Below are 16161 nucleotides of genomic sequence, written 5' to 3'. Positions count from 1 at the left end.
GCGTTGCTTATTGCAAGTCCGCATCTTCAAAGCTGAAGCCGGTGTCTGGCATGATCCAAAAACCGGTCAGATTTTTACTGTGTGCCGACACCAGTTTTTCGACCACCAGCGGGATCCACGGCGACTCTTGCCAGATGATATCCTGCGCCGCCTTATATAAGCGGGTCTTTTCCGCCGGATCGTTAGTTTTCAGTGCCTGAGCCAGGAAATCATCCACCTGTTTATTACTGTAAAACGCAGTATTAAACAGCGTCGGTGGCCAGTTCTGTGACGCAAACAGCGGCGATAACGCCCAGTCAGCTTCGCCGGTCGATGCCGACCAGCCGGTGTAGAACAGTCGCACGCCGCTCTCTTTTTGCCCTTTACCTTCTACTTCTGCCGCCCGCTGTCCGGCATCCATCGCCGTCACCTGGGCTTTAATTCCTACCTGCGCTAACTGCTGCTGGGTAAATTGCAGCACTTTCTGCGCGGTGCTGTGGTTATGTGACGACCACAGCGTGGTACTGAAACCGTTGGGATATCCCGCCTCTTTAAGTAATTCGCGCGCTTTTGCCGGATCGTAAGGCCACGGTTGGTAACTTTGCGCGTAGGCGATACTCGGCGGCACCACGCCAGTGGCGGGCGTTGCATATCCCGCAAACGCGACTTTCACCAGCGCCGGACGGTTGATGGCATAATTCAGCGCCTCCCGTACCTTCGGGTTATCGAACGGCTTTTGCGTCACATTCATACTGATATAACGCTGCATAATCGACGGGCTGGCCATCAGCTCGATATTTTTGTTTTTCTCCAGCAGCGCGGCCTGCTCGTAGGGAATGGGGAAAGCAAACTGCGCTTCACCGGTTTGCAACATTGCCGCGCGAGTGTTGTTATCCGCCACCGGACGCCAGGTAATGCTGTCCAGTTTGGGCAGTCCTGACTGCCAGTAACCGGTGAATTTTTTGACCTTCACAAAATCGGTCTGATTCCAGGTGTCCAGTTCATACGGCCCGGTTCCCACCGGATGAAAACCAATCTCTTTGCCATATTTTTCCAGCGCCGCCGGAGAAATCATCGCTGTCGCCGGATGGGCAAGAATATTTATAAACGCGGAGAACGGCTGTTTAAGCGTAATCTTCACCGTTGTCGGATCGACCGCTTCAGTTTTGGCAATATTCTTATACAAGTTATAGCGTTTAAGATGATTCGCTGGGTCACTGGCCCGATCCAGATTCGCTTTTACCGCCGCCGCGTTGAAGTCGGTGCCATCCTGGAACTTAATCCCTTCACGCAATTTCACGGTGTAAGTGAGGCCGTCACCGGAGACGGTATAACTCGCCGCCAGCACATTTTTCAGCTTCATCTCTTTATCCAGACCGAACAGCCCCTGGTAAAACGATTTCGCCACGGCCTGTGACAACGTGTCATTCGCGTCATACGGGTCGAGGGTGGTGAAGTTCGATCCCACCGCCACAACCACATCTTTGGCAGCGAATGCACAAGATGCCATCAACGCTGTGACAATACCCAGCGCCACTAACCCACTACGGTGTACAGCTCTTGCCATTTGATTCTCCGCCTGAATGTTATCTACGCATGAATGCGTATTCTGATTGTGGTTGTGCGACGTAATGCCCCGGCCCGACGCATTGCAACGAGACGGCTGCAACCTCTTCGCCACGCTGATGAATATTGCTGGGAAGATCGTCCGATAGCAGTACGCGCTGTGGTCGCAGCCGGGACGGTTCAGCAACCGGAACTGCCGCCAGTAATTTACGCGTATAAGGGTGCTGTGGATTTTCAAAGACCGCGCGCCGGGGGCCTATTTCGACAATTTGTCCAAGATACATCACCGCTACACGATGGCTGATCCGCTCCACGACCGCCATATCGTGAGAGATAAACAGATATGCAATGCCGAAATCACGCTGGAGATCGAGCAACAAGTTGATAATCTGCCCGCGAATAGAAACATCCAGCGCCGACACGGCTTCATCGGCAATAATGACTTTGGGATTCAACGCCAGCGCACGGGCAATACAGATACGCTGACGCTGGCCGCCGGAAAACTCATGCGGGTAGCGCCACGCATGTTCGGGTAACAGACCAACGCGTTCCAGTAGCCACGCAACGCGTGCAGCGGCTTCATTACCCTGCAATAATCCATGAACACGTAGCGGTTCGATAATCGAATCACCGATCGTCTGGCGTGGATCCAGTGAGGCGTAAGGATCCTGAAAAATAAACTGAATATCGCGGCGCAATGCCTGAAGTTTGCCGGGTGACAGAGTATCGATTCGCTGGCCGTTGAAGATAATTTCTCCGCCCTGACTTTCAACCAGGCGCAACAACGCCCGTCCGGTGGTGGATTTACCACTGCCAGACTCCCCCACCAGCGACAACGTTTCGCCCGGCCAGAGATCAAAACTAACCTTTTCAACGGCGTGCACTTCCCGCGTTACGCGATTCAACAAACCGCTGCGCAAAGGGAAACGGGTGACCAGATTACGCACCTGTAAAACAGGTTCGCCATCAACCACCGTTTTCTGCTCGACAGGGCGTTCCTGTTGAGTCGGATGTTCAAGCGATATCAACGGGAAACGTCGGGGATAATCTTGCCCTCTCATCGCGCCAAGCTGCGGAACAGCAGCCAATAGCGCACGGGTATAAGGATGCTGTGGCGCATGAAAAATCTGTTCGACGCTGCCCGTTTCCACCGCCTCGCCCTGATACATCACCAGTACCCGATCGGCAATCTCCGCCACCACGCCCATGTCGTGAGTGATAAAGATGACGCCCATCGACATCTCTTTTTGCAACACTTTGATTAATTGCAGGATCTGCGCCTGAATGGTGACGTCCAGTGCAGTCGTCGGCTCATCGGCAATCAGCACCGCCGGGCGACATGACAGCGCCATGGCAATCATCACCCGCTGACGCATCCCACCGGAGAGTTGATGCGGATAACGCGAAAGAATGGTTTGTGCTTCCGGGATGCGAACCTGATCCAGCATCCGTTTCGCCTCCGCCATCGCTTCTTCACGACTGGCGTTCTGATGCAGACGGATAGACTCGGCAATCTGCTCGCCCACGGTAAATACCGGATTCAGCGACGTCATTGGCTCCTGGAAAATCATCGCTATATCCGCACCGCGTATATGCTGCATTTGCCGGGAGCTCTGCTCACTAAGCTCAATCACCTCACGACTGCGGCGCCGCAATAACATTTTGTCGCATTGCACCAGCCCCCCCGCCTGTTCTAACAGACGCATCAACGCCAGTGCTGTGACTGACTTGCCGGAACCGGACTCTCCAACAATTGCCAGCGTCTCACCACGTCGCAGGCTAAAAGAGAGACCGCGAACCGCAGCCACTTTTTGCTGGTCCTGCATAAAGGCAATATTGAGATTATCAACAGCCAGCACATCATCGGCTTCAAGCTCATCACTGTGTGGCAACGGTGTCCCCTTTTTCACGATAGATACCGGTGGTTGGCGTATCGCCTGCGTAGCCCCAGGCGCGATACATTCCCTCGGTGTTAAAAGGTAGCGCGACGTTGCCTTCATGATCGATAGCGATTAGTCCGCCACTGCCGCCAAGCGCAGGGAGTTTTTCCATCACTACCCGCTCGCAGGCTTGTGCGAGGCTTAAGCCGCCGTAATCCATCAACGCGGCGATGTCATACGCCGCCAGCGCGCGAATGAAGACTTCGCCCGTGCCGGTACAAGAAACTGCCACGCTGGCGTTATTGGCGTAGCACCCGGCGCCAACCAGCGGGCTGTCGCCGACCCGACCAGGTAATTTATTGGTCATTCCCCCCGTGGACGTGGCAGCCGCCAGATTGCCATGGAGATCCAACGCCACGGCTCCCACAGTGCCCATTTTCTGTTTTTCATCCAACGGTGCGCCGCTATGGTCGAGGAGCATCTCCCCTTCCTCACGCGCCGCCAGTAATTGTTCATAACGCAAAGGCGTGGAGAAAATCTCCGGCAAGACGCGCTCCATGCCATGAGCAAAAGCAAAATTTTCTGCGCCATCACCTATCATCATCACATGCGGGCTTTGTTCCATCACCAGACGGGCGGCAAGAACCGGATTACGCAGATGACTGACGCCCGCCACTGCACCGGCTTTCAGGGTATTGCCATCCATCACACAGGCGTCGAGTTCATGGGTTTCATCACGCGTAAAGACAGCGCCAATTCCGGCGTTAAACAGTGGGCACTCTTCCAGCAAGCGCACGGCTTCCGTCACTGCATCCAGCGCACTTGCGCCCGCTTCGAGCATTTTCTGTCCGGTTTCAACAATGGCAGACAGTGCCTCAATGTAGCGTAATTCCTGTTGCAGACTCATCTGTGCGCGGCTAATTGCGCCTGCGCCGCCGTGAATTGCAATGACTGCTTTGCCCATAGTATTCGTCCATTAAGGGTGGCTCGCCACTTTGCTATAAATATCAGAATTTTTATGAATTATTCATTCAATTTTTGAATATAGAAAGATGTATATGGCATGTAAAGGCAGGAGCCCGCTCTACGACCGAGGTGGCATACAGTCCGTGGCGTTTTTCTGACATAATAGGCGGATTCGATTTTGCCCCGCAGGAGTGTTTTCATGGAATTTACCACCGGTTTGATGTCGCTCGACACCGCGCTTAATGAGATGCTTTCTCGCGTTACCCCTTTGACTGCTCAGGAAACGCTGCCACTGGTTCAGTGTTTTGGTCGTATTCTGGCGAGCGATGTGGTTTCGCCGCTCGATGTCCCTGGGTTTGATAACTCGGCAATGGACGGCTACGCGGTTCGTTTAGCCGATATCGCCTCCGGGCAACCGCTGCCCGTTGCTGGCAAATCGTTTGCCGGGCAGCCGTATCATGGTGAATGGCCTGCTGGCACCTGTATTCGCATTATGACCGGTGCTCCGGTGCCGGAAGGCTGTGAAGCGGTGGTGATGCAGGAACAGACCGAACAAACGGATGCAGGAGTGCGTTTTACCGCTGAAGTGCGTAGCGGGCAAAATATTCGTCGTCGCGGTGAAGATATCTCTGCGGGTGCGGTTGTTTTCCCGGCGGGGACTCGCCTGACTACCGCAGAGCTGCCGGTGATTGCTTCGCTGGGAATTGCCGACGTTCCGGTGATTCGCAAAGTGCGTGTGGCGCTGTTTTCCACCGGTGATGAACTCCAGTTGCCAGGTCAGCCACTGGGCGACGGTCAAATCTACGATACCAACCGTCTCGCCGTACACCTGATGTTAGAACAACTGGGTTGCGAGGTGATCAACTTAGGGATTATCCGCGACGATCCCCACGCCTTGCGCACAGCATTTATTGAAGCCGACAGTCAGGCGGATGTAGTGATCAGTTCTGGCGGTGTTTCGGTTGGTGAAGCGGATTACACCAAAACCATTCTCGAAGAGCTGGGCGAAATCGCCTTCTGGAAGCTGGCGATTAAACCGGGTAAACCGTTCGCGTTCGGTAAACTCGGCAATAGCTGGTTCTGCGGCCTGCCGGGTAATCCGGTTTCAGCAACGCTGACATTCTACCAACTGGTACAGCCGTTACTGGCAAAATTAAGCGGCAACACCGCCAGCGGCCTGCCTACGCGCCAGCGTGTACGCACGGCGTCTCGCCTCAAGAAAACGCCTGGTCGTCTTGATTTCCAGCGTGGTGTGCTGCAACGCAATGCCGACGGCGAACTGGAAGTGATGACCACCGGACATCAGGGTTCCCATATATTTAGCTCTTTTAGCCTCGGCAACTGCTTTATCGTGCTGGAACGCGATCGCGGCAATGTTGAAGCGGGCGAATGGGTGGAAGTCGAGCCGTTTAACGCGTTGTTCGGAGGCCTGTAATGGCGGAACTCAGCGATCAGGAGATGCTGCGCTACAACCGGCAAATCATCCTGCGTGGTTTTGATTTTGACGGCCAGGAAGCGTTGAAAGATTCTCGCGTGCTGGTCGTCGGCCTCGGTGGACTCGGTTGCGCAGCCTCGCAGTATCTGGCAAGCGCCGGTGTCGGCAACTTGACGCTGCTCGACTTCGACACGGTTTCGCTCTCGAATCTGCAACGCCAGACGCTACACAGTGACGCTACGGTCGGGCAACCGAAGGTTGAATCTGCCCGTGATGCACTGGCACGGATCAATCCACATATCGCAATTACACCAGTGAATGCGTTACTTGATGATGCTGAGCTTGCTGCGTTGATTGCTAAACACGATCTGGTGCTCGACTGTACGGATAACGTTGCGGTACGTAATCAACTGAACGCAGGCTGTTTTACCGCGAAGGTGCCGCTGGTTTCCGGCGCGGCAATTCGTATGGAAGGTCAAATCACCGTCTTTACTTATCAGGACGGCGAGCCTTGCTACCGCTGCCTTAGCCGTTTGTTTGGCGAAAACGCGTTAACCTGCGTGGAAGCAGGCGTGATGGCGCCATTGATTGGCGTAATTGGTTCGTTGCAGGCAATGGAAGCGATCAAACTGCTGGCAGGCTATGGAAAACCTGCCAGCGGAAAAATCGTTATGTACGATGCGATGACCTGTCAGTTCCGCGAAATGAAACTGATGCGCAATCCGGGATGTGAGGTTTGCGGGCAGTAATTGTCGCCTCCAGGCCTGATAAGACGCGCCAGGCATCGGTGCACTCCGCCACGTTATAAGCAATTTATGAGGATGCAGAACATCCCGTTAAATCGACGTTCTGCCAAACGCGCCCAGCCAGTCCTGCTCAAACTTCGCTACGGCAGCGTCAACCGCCGGATAGCTAATCATCTGTTGTGCCACATCCAGCGGCAGGGTGATGGATTCACATCCTGCCAGTAAGCAGTCCAGCGCCTGACGCGGGGTTTTGAAACTCGCGGCTAACACTTTCGCCTGTGGCGCATGCATTTTCAGTAACTGATGCAAATCGGTCACGGTTTGAATACCGCTACCACCCTGAGCATCAATACGGTTGACATAAGGCGCAACATATTCCGCGCCCGCCAGCGCCGACAACAGCCCTTGTGCTGCGCCATACACCGCCGTGCCCAGCGTCGGGATCCCTTCCGCTTTTAACATCTTAATAGCTGCCAGCCCCTCGGCGGTCACCGGGACTTTCACCACGATATCCGCAATAATAGAACGCAATTTACGTGCGTCATTCACCATCCCTTCAGCAGTGGTAGCCATTACCTGGGCAAACAGACGCCCCTGACCGCCCATCGCCTCGTGAAGTTGCGGAAGCACAACGTCCAGCGGTTTTTTACCCGCTGCGATAATGCTTGGGTTAGTGGTCACACCCGCCAGCGGAAAAATACGTGACAGCGCCTTCACCGCAACAACGTCTGAAGTATCCAGATACAGTTCCATAACCATCCTCAAAATGTACTTTTTGTCTGAAACCAGACTACCACGAGAAAACTCTCTGAACAGTTGACGCACATCAACATAACTTTCATTCGAAAGTAATTTAATATTTGAACGAAACAGAGAGGCATCTATGATCTTCAATATTCAACGCTACTCGACCCACGACGGCCCCGGCATTCGCACAGTGGTTTTTCTGAAAGGTTGCTCGCTGGGTTGTCGCTGGTGTCAGAATCCTGAAAGCCGCGCCCGCACGCAGGATCTACTGTATGACGCACGTCTGTGCCTGGAGGGCTGCGAGCTATGTGCTAAGGCCGCGCCGGAAGTGATTGAGCGCACGCTGAATGGCCTGCTTATTCATCGGGAAAAGTTAACCCCGGAGCATCTGACGGCGTTAACCAACTGCTGCCCGACACAGGCGTTAACCGTGTGTGGTGAAGTGAAAAGCGTTGAGGAGATCATGGCGACCGTTTTGCGCGATAAACCGTTTTACGATCGCAGCGGCGGCGGCTTAACGCTTTCTGGCGGTGAACCCTTTATGCAGCCGGAAATGGCGACGGCGCTACTGCAAGCCAGCCACGAGGCCGGCATTCATACTGCGGTAGAAACCTGCCTGCATGTGCCGTGGAAATATATCGCCCCTTCTCTGCCCTATATCGATCTGTTCCTTGCCGATTTAAAACACGTCGCCGACGTGCCGTTTAAACAGTGGACCGACGGTAACGCCGCCAGAGTGCTGGATAACCTGAAAAAACTCGCCGCAGCGGGGAAAAAAATCATTATCCGCGTGCCGCTGATTCAGGGCTTTAATGCTGACGAAACCTCTGTAAAAGCCATTACCGATTTTGCCGCCGACGAGCTGCACGTTGGCGAAATTCATTTCCTGCCCTACCACACGCTGGGCATCAACAAATATCACTTACTTAATCTGCCCTATGACGCCCCGGAAAAACCGCTTGATGCGCCAGAACTGCTCGACTTTGCCCAGCAGTATGCCTGCCAGAAAGGGTTAACCGCGACTTTACGAGGATAACAACCATGACAACACTGAAACTGGACACGCTCAGCGACCGCATTAAAGCGCACAAAAATGCGCTGGTGCATATTGTGAAACCGCCGGTTTGTACCGAGCGCGCACAGCACTATACCGAGATGTATCAACAACATCTCGATAAGCCGATCCCGGTTCGTCGCGCGCTGGCGCTGGCGCATCACCTGGCGAATCGCACCATCTGGATCAAACACGATGAGTTGATCATCGGCAACCAGGCAAGCGAAGTTCGCGCCGCGCCAATCTTCCCGGAATATACCGTGTCGTGGATCGAAAAAGAGATTGATGATCTGGCCGATCGTCCCGGCGCGGGTTTTGCGGTGAGCGAAGAGAACAAACGCGTTCTGCATGAAGTGTGCCCGTGGTGGCGCGGTCAGACCGTACAGGATCGCTGCTACGGCATGTTTACCGATGAGCAAAAAGGCCTGCTGGCGACCGGTATTATCAAAGCAGAAGGCAATATGACCTCCGGCGATGCACACCTGGCGGTCAATTTCCCGCTGTTGCTGGAAAAAGGGCTTGATGGTCTGCGCGAGAAAGTGGCGGAGCGTCGCTCGCGTATCAACCTGACTGTGCTGGAAGATTTGCACGGCGAGCAGTTCCTGAAAGCGATTGATATCGTGCTGGTTGCAGTCAGTGAACATATTGAACGTTTCGCTGCCCTGGCGCGTGAAATGGCAGCCACCGAAACCCGCGAAAGCCGTCGCGATGAACTGCTGGCAATGGCAGAAAATTGCGATCTTATCGCCCACCAGCCGCCGCAGACGTTCTGGCAGGCGCTGCAACTGTGCTACTTCATCCAGTTGATTTTACAGATCGAATCTAACGGTCACTCGGTGTCGTTTGGTCGTATGGACCAGTATCTCTATCCGTACTATCGCCGCGACGTTGAACTGAACCAGACGCTGGATCGCGAACACGCCATCGAGATGCTGCATAGCTGCTGGCTGAAACTGCTGGAGGTGAACAAGATCCGCTCAGGCTCGCACTCGAAAGCCTCTGCGGGAAGTCCGCTGTATCAGAACGTCACCATTGGCGGGCAAAATCTGGTTGATGGTCAGCCGATGGACGCAGTGAATCCGCTCTCTTACGCGATCCTGGAATCCTGCGGTCGTCTGCGCTCCACTCAGCCTAACCTCAGCGTGCGTTACCATGCGGGAATGAGTAACGATTTCCTCGACGCCTGCGTACAGGTGATCCGCTGCGGCTTCGGGATGCCAGCGTTCAACAACGACGAAATCGTGATCCCGGAATTTATTAAACTCGGTATTGAACCGCAGGACGCTTACGACTACGCAGCGATTGGTTGTATCGAAACCGCCGTCGGCGGCAAATGGGGCTATCGCTGCACCGGCATGAGCTTTATCAACTTCGCCCGCGTGATGCTGGCGGCGCTGGAAGGCGGTCGTGATGCCACCAGCGGCAACGTGTTCCTGCCGCAAGAAAAAGCGTTGTCAGCGGGTAACTTCAACAACTTCGATGAAGTAATGGACGCGTGGGATACGCAAATCCGTTACTACACCCGCAAATCGATCGAAATCGAATATGTGGTCGACACCATGCTGGAAGAGAACGTGCACGATATTCTCTGCTCGGCGCTGGTGGATGATTGCATTGAGCGAGCGAAAAGTATCAAGCAAGGCGGCGCGAAATATGACTGGGTTTCTGGCCTGCAGGTGGGCATTGCCAACCTCGGCAACAGCCTGGCGGCAGTGAAGAAACTGGTATTTGAACAGGGCGCGATTGGTCAACAACAACTGGCTGCCGCGCTGGCGGATGACTTCGATGGCCTGACTCATGAGCAGTTGCGTCAGCGTCTGATTAATGGCGCGCCGAAGTATGGCAACGACGATGATAGCGTCGATACGCTGCTAGCTCGCGCCTATCAGACCTATATTGACGAACTGAAGCAGTACCACAACCCGCGCTACGGTCGTGGTCCGGTTGGCGGCAACTATTACGCAGGTACGTCGTCTATCTCCGCTAACGTACCGTTTGGCGCGCAAACAATGGCAACGCCGGACGGACGTAAAGCACATACCCCGCTGGCGGAAGGCGCAAGCCCGGCTTCCGGTACTGACCATCTCGGCCCAACGGCGGTCATTGGCTCGGTGGGTAAACTGCCTACCGCAGCGATTCTCGGCGGTGTATTGCTCAACCAGAAACTAAACCCGGCGACGCTGGAGAACGAATCTGACAAGCAGAAACTGATGATCCTGCTACGCACCTTCTTCGAAGTGCATAAAGGCTGGCATATTCAGTACAACATCGTTTCCCGCGAAACGCTGCTGGAAGCGAAAAAACATCCGGATCAGTACCGGGATCTGGTCGTGCGCGTAGCGGGTTATTCCGCCTTCTTCACCGCGCTCTCTCCAGACGCCCAGGACGATATCATTGCCCGCACCGAACACATGCTGTAATCCCCTCAGCCCGGCGTCACCGCCGGGCTAAAACATTCACGAAATCAATTTTACTCTCGCTTTCATTCGAAATTAGTTTGTGCTCCGCATCACATTGTCATTACACTGTGGCGTTTGCATTCATTGCCGGGAGCACTTTTATGACTGTAAAAGTTATCGTTTGCGATATGGACGGTACTTTTCTTAACGACGCCAAAATGTACAACCAGTCACGTTTTATGGCGCAGTATCAGGAACTGAAAAAGCGCGATATTGAGTTCGTTGTCGCCAGTGGTAACCAGTATTACCAGCTTATTTCCTTCTTTCCTGAGCTAAAAGATGAAATCTCTTTTGTCGCGGAAAATGGCGCGCTGGTCTACGAACATGGCAAGCAGTTGTTCCACGGCGAACTGACCCGGCATGAATCCAGGATTGTCATTGGGGAACTGCTGAAAGATAAACAACTCAATTTTGTCGCCTGTGGTCTGCAAAGCGCATACATCAGTGAAAATGCGCCGGAAGCATTCGTCGCACTGATGGAAAAACACTACCATCGACTGAAACCTGTGAAGGATTACCAGGAGATTGATGACGTGCTTTTCAAGTTTTCGCTCAACCTGCCGGATGAACAAATCCCGCTGGTTGTCGACAAACTGCACGTTGCGCTCGATGGCATTATGAAACCTGTCACCAGTGGCGCGGGTTTTATCGACCTGATTATTCCCGGCCTGCATAAAGCAAATGGTATTTCGCGGTTGTTAAAACGCTGGGGTCTGTCGCCGCAAAATGTGGTAGCGATTGGCGACAGCGGTAACGACGCAGAGATGCTTAAAATGGCGCATTATTCCTTTGCGATGGGCAATGCTGCGGAAAACATTAAACAAATCGCCCGTTACGCTACCGATGATAATAATCATGAAGGCGCGCTGAATGTGATTCAGGCGGTGCTGGATAGCTCCTCTCCTTTCAATAAGTAATCTTCTCCCGGCCGGAGCGACCGTTCCGGCATCTCTCTTTTTTGCTCACTTTGTGCACTGACTCAAGATTTTTATCTTGCGTTAACTTATTTTTAACTTAAAGTATCAATCGTAACTATTTTTACTTTCGAACGAAAGTTGCGAGGTTGATATGACTTTTACCTATGAGACGCTGCCAACAGATGCGAAAACGGCTATCCGTGAAATGAAAGCGAAGCTGCGACAACAGATCGGCGATGTACAACAGGTCTTCGAAAAACTCTCTGCAAAAATCGAAGCGCGTGTAGCAGAAATAGACGCACTGAAAGCGCAAGGATTGCCGGTTTGGCCGGAAGTTCCTTATAGCGACATTGCAGCAGGTACAGTGAGTGAAGCCACGCGCAATGAGATAAAACGTCGCGGTTGCGCGGTAATAAAAGGCAATTTCCCCCGCGAGCAGGCGCTGGCGTGGGATCGCGCAATGCTCAACTACCTTGATGCCAATCACTTTGATGATGTGTATAAAGGTCCCGGTGACAGCTTTTTCGGCTCGCTGGAGGCGTCTCGCCCCGAAATCTATCCCATTTACTGGTCACAGGCACAGATGCAGGCGCGGCAGAGCGACAATATGGCTGCGGTGCAATCTTTCCTTAACCGTCTGTGGAAGTCTGAAAGCAACGGCAAACAATGGTTTGATCCCGATGTCAGCGTGATCTATCCAGACAGGATCCGCCGCCGCCCACCGGGCACGACGTCCAAAGGTCTGGGGGCACACACTGATTCTGGCGCACTGGAACGCTGGTTATTACCTGCTTATCAGCGCGTTTTTGCCCATGTTTTCAACGGTAATTTTGATGATTACGATCCGTGGGATGCCGCACACCGTACCGAAGTAGAAGAATACACCGTCGATAACACCACCAAATGTTCGGTGTTCCGCACGTTCCAGGGCTGGACGGCACTTTCCGATATGTTACCAGGCCAGGGATTGTTACACGTGGTGCCGATCCCGGAAGCGATGGCATACGTTCTGCTGCGTCCGTTGCTGGATGACGTACCGGACGACGAGCTGTGCGGTGTTGCGCCTGGTAAAGTTCTGCCTGTTTCAGAGAAATGGCATCCCTTATTGATGAAAGCACTAACGTCAATTCCGGCAATAACAGCGGGGGATTCTGTCTGGTGGCACTGCGATGTGATCCACTGTGTCGCACCGGTAGACAATCAACAGGGCTGGGGGAATGTGATGTATATTCCTGCCGCGCCGATGTGCGAGAAAAACCGGGTTTATGCGCACAAGGTCAGGAAAGCACTGGAAAAAGGTGCATCGCCGGGAGACTTCCCACGGGAAGATTATGAAACAAACTGGCAAGGCCGATTTACACTGGAAGATCTGAACGTTCACGGTAAACGCGCGCTGGGCATGGATGTTTGAGAAGTGATGGATTAGTGGAAGTGAATTGATGTGAGGTTAAGAAAGTAGGTTCGATGTTGCTCAGATTGCTGACAAAGTGCGCTTTGTTCATGCCGGATGCGGCGTTAACGCCTTATCCTGCCTACAAAGTCCTGAAGATTCAATATATTGCAGGTACTGCATAGGCCTGATAGCAATCTTGTATTTGTCATCAGTAGCCCTGACATAACCAGGGCTACTGACTATAACTTACTCGATCCCTTTACTACGCAGGTAATCTTCGTAATTACCGCTAAAGTCAATCACGCGTTCCGGCGTGATTTCCAGAATACGGGTCGCCAGGGAGCTTACAAACTCACGGTCGTGAGAAACAAAAATCAGCGTGCCCTGATACAGTTCCAGCGCCATGTTAAGCGACTCGATGGATTCCATGTCCAGGTGGTTGGTCGGTTCGTCCATGATCAGAATGTTCGGTTTCTGCATCATTAACTTACCAAACAGCATACGGCCTTTTTCACCACCGGAAAGCACTTTAGCAGGCTTTTTGATGTCGTCCTGGCTGAACAACAAACGACCGAGAATGCTGCGCACCGCCTGCTCGTCATCGCCTTCCTGTTTCCACTGGCTCATCCATTCAAACACGGTCAGGTCATTATCGAACTCATATTCGTGATCCTGCGCGTAGTAACCAATGCGCGCGTTCTCTGACCATTTTACGGTGCCACTATCCGGTTCCAGATCACCCACCAGCGTTTTCAGCAAAGTCGATTTACCGACGCCGTTGGTGCCGAGTACCGCCAGCTTTTCACCCACTTCCAGCAGCAGGTTGAGATTTTTAAACAGTGGACCGTTATCAAACCCCTTGGTCAGCCCTTCCACTTCCAGCGCGTTACGGAACAGTTTCTTATCCTGCTCGAAACGGATGAACGGGTTCTGACGGCTGGAGGCTTTCACCTCTTCCAGTTTGATTTTATCAATCTGGCGCGCGCGCGAAGTTGCCTGGCGAGATTTCGAGGCGTTGGCGCTAAAGCGGCTGACAAAGGATTGCAGCTCGGCAATCTGCGCTTTCTTCTTGGCGTTATCAGCCAGCAGACGTTCACGCGCCTGGGTCGCCGCCGTCATGTACTCATCGTAGTTGCCCGGATAAACGCGCAGCTCGCCGTAATCCAGATCCGCCATGTGGGTACAAACCATATTAAGGAAGTGACGGTCGTGCGAGATGATGATCATGGTACTGTCACGCTCGTTCAGCACCTGCTCCAGCCAGCGAATGGTATCGATGTCCAGGTTGTTGGTTGGTTCGTCGAGCAGGAGAATGTCTGGATCAGCAAACAGCGCCTGCGCCAGCAACACACGCAGCTTCCAGCCAGGAGCAACTTCACTCATCGGGCCGTAGTGTTGTTCTACTGGAATTCCCACACCAAGCAACAGCTCACCGGCGCGCGCTTCCGCAGAGTAACCGTCCATTTCGCCGTATTTCACTTCCAGATCGGCAACTTTATAGCCATCTTCTTCGCTCATTTCCGGCAAAGCATAGATGCGGTCGCGCTCCTGCTTCACTTCCCACAACTCTTTATGCCCCATGATCACCGTATCCAGCACGGTGAACTCTTCAAAGGCAAATTGATCCTGACGCAGCTTACCAATGCGCTCGTTGGGATCGAGGGAAACGTTACCCAGCGTCGGCTCTAAGTCGCCGCCGAGGATCTTCATAAAGGTGGATTTACCACTACCGTTCGCGCCAATCAGGCCGTAACGGTTGCCGCCGCCAAATTTGACGGAAATGTTTTCAAACAACGGCTTACTGCCGAACTGCATGGTGACGTTACTGGAAACTAACACAGGCGTATCCTGAAAAGAGATATGACAAACCGCGCATTATGCCATAAGTCTGAAAGAAGATCCCGTCCCCCGCTTAAGGTCTACACTCTTCCCAAAGGCAAAAAATGTGATTTAGTACACATCTGATTTCACTGTTAGCTGGAATGAACATATAATGCGCTTCCAATACTCTAATATTCTCAACCTAATGGCCTGCCAGGCACGAAATCTCGCTTAACATGAATATGAAATTGAAAACGTTATTCGCAGCGGCCTTCGCTGTTGTCGGCTTTTGCAGTACCGCTTCAGCGGTAACTTATCCTCTGCCAACCGACGGGAGTCGCCTGGTTGGTCAGAATCAGGTGATCACTATCCCTGAAGGTAACACTCAGCCGCTGGAGTACTTTGCGGCCGAGTATCAGATGGGGCTTTCCAATATGATGGAAGCGAACCCGGGTGTGGATACCTTCCTGCCGAAAGGCGGCACCGTACTGAATATTCCGCAGCAACTGATCCTGCCGGACACTGTTCATGAAGGCATTGTGATTAACAGCGCAGAGATGCGTCTGTATTACTATCCGAAAGGAACTAACACCGTTATCGTACTGCCGATCGGCATTGGTCAGTTAGGCAAAGACACACCTATCAACTGGACCACCAAAGTAGAGCGTAAGAAAGCAGGCCCGACCTGGACGCCGACCGCCAAAATGCATGCAGAATACCGCGCTGCGGGCGAACCGCTTCCGGCTGTCGTTCCGGCTGGCCCGGATAACCCGATGGGGCTGTACGCACTGTATATCGGTCGCCTGTACGCTATCCACGGCACCAACGCCAACTTTGGTATCGGCCTGCGCGTAAGCCACGGTTGTGTGCGCCTGCGTAACGAAGACATCAAATTCCTGTTCGAGAAAGTGCCGGTCGGTACTCGCGTACAGTTTATTGATGAGCCGGTAAAAGCGACCACCGAGCCGGACGGCAGCCGTTATATTGAAGTCCATAACCCGCTGTCTACCACCGAAGCCCAATTTGAAGGTCAGGAAATTGTGCCAATTACGCTAACCAAGAGCGTGCAGACAGTGACTGGTCAGCCGGATGTCGATCAGGCTGTTCTGGATCAGGCTATTCAAAACCGTTCCGGGATGCCGGTTCGTCTGAATTAATCTTTAAAACTTAAAGCAAAGGCGGACTCATAATCCGCCTT

Annotated in this window: 12 protein-coding genes; 7 read left to right on the top strand and 5 right to left on the bottom strand. The window is 53.2% G+C overall.

From position 1 onward, the window contains the following. Window positions 1–7: 7 nt before the first annotated feature. Genes gsiB through iaaA form a run of 3 tightly spaced genes read right to left on the bottom strand, consistent with a single transcriptional unit; the run spans window position 8 to window position 4389 of the window. The gene (gene gsiB / locus RGV86_RS20155; protein WP_000090186.1) at window positions 8–1546 is read right to left on the bottom strand and encodes a glutathione ABC transporter substrate-binding protein GsiB; all 1539 of its coding nucleotides are present in this window, start codon (window positions 1544–1546) and stop codon (window positions 8–10) included. Window positions 1547–1565: 19 nt separating this feature from the next. Further along, the gene (gsiA, locus tag RGV86_RS20150) at window positions 1566–3437 is read right to left on the bottom strand and encodes a glutathione ABC transporter ATP-binding protein GsiA (protein WP_085460553.1); all 1872 of its coding nucleotides are present in this window, start codon (window positions 3435–3437) and stop codon (window positions 1566–1568) included. After that, window positions 3424–4389 (bottom strand): beta-aspartyl-peptidase, encoded by a 966-nt coding sequence (gene iaaA / locus RGV86_RS20145; RefSeq protein ID WP_085460552.1) that lies wholly within the window; start codon window positions 4387–4389, stop codon window positions 3424–3426. Before iaaA ends, gsiA begins: the two co-directional genes overlap by 14 nt. A gap of 201 nt (window positions 4390–4590) precedes the next feature. On the opposite strand from iaaA, the gene moeA reads away from it, so the two are divergent. Next, the gene (gene moeA / locus RGV86_RS20140; protein WP_000397342.1) at window positions 4591–5826 is read left to right on the top strand and encodes a molybdopterin molybdotransferase MoeA; all 1236 of its coding nucleotides are present in this window, start codon (window positions 4591–4593) and stop codon (window positions 5824–5826) included. Further along, window positions 5826–6575 (top strand): molybdopterin-synthase adenylyltransferase MoeB, encoded by a 750-nt coding sequence (gene moeB / locus RGV86_RS20135; RefSeq protein ID WP_085460551.1) that lies wholly within the window; start codon window positions 5826–5828, stop codon window positions 6573–6575. Before moeA ends, moeB begins: the two co-directional genes overlap by 1 nt. Before the next feature lie 87 nt (window positions 6576–6662). Here the strand turns inward: moeB and fsa are convergent, their stop codons facing one another. Beyond that, window positions 6663–7325: a fructose-6-phosphate aldolase gene (gene fsa / locus RGV86_RS20130; RefSeq protein WP_001297004.1), complete on the bottom strand. Its 663-nt coding sequence runs from the start codon at window positions 7323–7325 to the stop codon at window positions 6663–6665. Window positions 7326–7455: 130 nt separating this feature from the next. Here fsa and RGV86_RS20125 point away from each other — a divergent pair, with 130 nt between their 5' ends. The 4 genes from RGV86_RS20125 (at window position 7456) to RGV86_RS20110 (ending at window position 13160) form a co-directional block, all read left to right on the top strand. After that, window positions 7456–8355, top strand: a complete 900-nt coding sequence (locus tag RGV86_RS20125) for a glycyl-radical enzyme activating protein (protein ID WP_085460550.1) — start codon at window positions 7456–7458, stop codon at window positions 8353–8355. Window positions 8356–8360: 5 nt separating this feature from the next. Next, window positions 8361–10793, top strand: a complete 2433-nt coding sequence (locus RGV86_RS20120) for a glycyl radical protein (protein ID WP_000209350.1) — start codon at window positions 8361–8363, stop codon at window positions 10791–10793. Window positions 10794–10933: 140 nt separating this feature from the next. Further along, window positions 10934–11749 (top strand): sugar-phosphatase YbiV, encoded by an 816-nt coding sequence (gene ybiV, locus RGV86_RS20115; RefSeq protein ID WP_085460549.1) that lies wholly within the window; start codon window positions 10934–10936, stop codon window positions 11747–11749. A 151-nt stretch (window positions 11750–11900) separates the two neighbouring features. Beyond that, entirely contained in the window at window positions 11901–13160 is a 1260-nt protein-coding gene (locus tag RGV86_RS20110; protein ID WP_000144772.1) for a DUF1479 domain-containing protein, read from the top strand. A 228-nt stretch (window positions 13161–13388) separates the two neighbouring features. On the opposite strand, the gene RGV86_RS20105 is transcribed toward RGV86_RS20110, so the two are convergent. After that, window positions 13389–14981 carry an ABC-F family ATPase gene (locus RGV86_RS20105; RefSeq protein ID WP_000961452.1) on the bottom strand — a complete coding sequence of 531 codons (1593 nt, stop codon included), beginning with the start codon at window positions 14979–14981 and terminating at the stop codon, window positions 13389–13391. A gap of 218 nt (window positions 14982–15199) precedes the next feature. Between RGV86_RS20105 and ldtB the strand changes: the two genes are divergently transcribed. After that, window positions 15200–16120 carry a L,D-transpeptidase gene (gene ldtB, locus RGV86_RS20100; RefSeq protein ID WP_001056379.1) on the top strand — a complete coding sequence of 307 codons (921 nt, stop codon included), beginning with the start codon at window positions 15200–15202 and terminating at the stop codon, window positions 16118–16120. Window positions 16121–16161: the final 41 nt, after the last annotated feature.

It is taken from the genome of Escherichia ruysiae (genome assembly GCF_031323975.1).
GTDB lineage: Bacteria > Pseudomonadota > Gammaproteobacteria > Enterobacterales > Enterobacteriaceae > Escherichia > Escherichia ruysiae.
Note: the sequence above shows the minus strand (reverse complement) of the source record. Positions and strands in the feature narration are given on the sequence as shown.